2 protein-coding genes are annotated in these 915 nt (G+C 47.5%); both read left to right on the forward strand.

All coding sequences use genetic code 11. The annotated features are described in order from the left end of the window. Positions 1 to 127: 127 nt before the first annotated feature. Positions 128 to 517, forward strand: a complete 390-nt coding sequence (locus ACTHUR_RS12460; RefSeq protein WP_107812743.1) for a DoxX-like family protein — start codon at positions 128 to 130, stop codon at positions 515 to 517. After that, the coding region (locus tag ACTHUR_RS12465) for a DUF2269 family protein (protein ID WP_440398797.1) at positions 514 to 915 on the forward strand (402 nt) is incomplete at its 3' end. The genes ACTHUR_RS12460 and ACTHUR_RS12465, both read left to right, overlap by 4 nt.

Genomic DNA, 915 nt, shown 5'->3' on the forward strand with positions numbered 1-915 from the left:
CCTCCGGGGGAGGATGATATTCAAGAACCTACCTAATTTTTTTACTCCAACATTTCTCTTTTGGCAGAAATTTTAGAAATTACAGACTAAATATATAAACAACCCGAAATGAAATTAGGAAACCAATATGTCTGGCAACGCTACGCACACTCTCCCCGCTTACCTGCCTTACTCGATGGGGCTGCTATGGCTTTGGAGCGGTACGCAACCTCTGTTCTTCATGCCTGAAATGTCATTGGATTTGCTGCATTCGGTCGGCATTCCTAATCCGTTGCAATGGCCGACATTAATCGTCGCTTCGCTGCTGGACATCGGTTTTGCCTTTTTATGCTTCAGCCGCTTTCGCTCCCGTTCAGCAATATGGCTGCTGCAATTGATAACCGTCGCAACATACAGCCTGATCATCGCCTTCAGGCTGCCTGAAATGTGGGCGCATCCATTTGCGCCTTTGGTAAAAAACCTGCCGATTATGGCTATTTTATTTTTCCTGTATCAATCCGTAGGAGATAAGAAATGAACACCTATTTAATTGTTAAAACCCTGCACATCATCTCGGCTACCTTAATGGTCGGCACCGGTTTTGGTACAGCGTTTTACCTCTTTTGGGCAAACCGCAGCGGCTCGGTTGCCGCGCAGTCGGTCGTATCGCATTGGGTCATCAAAGCAGATTGGTGGTTTACGACCCCCGCCGTCATTTTCCAACCCTTGTCCGGTTTATGGATGCTATACGAACGCAGCTATACCGTGTCGACGATGCTAGAACAAGATTGGATATGGATGACGCTTGGTTTATACGTTCTTTCGGGCATTTGCTGGCTGCCCGTTGTCTGGCTGCAAATCCGCATGGCAAAGATTGCTGAAAAAGCGCACAAAGAAAACGCAGACAGCATTCCGGAACCCTATTGGCGTTACGCC

Source organism: Neisseria sp. P0021.S007 (genome assembly GCF_051956855.1).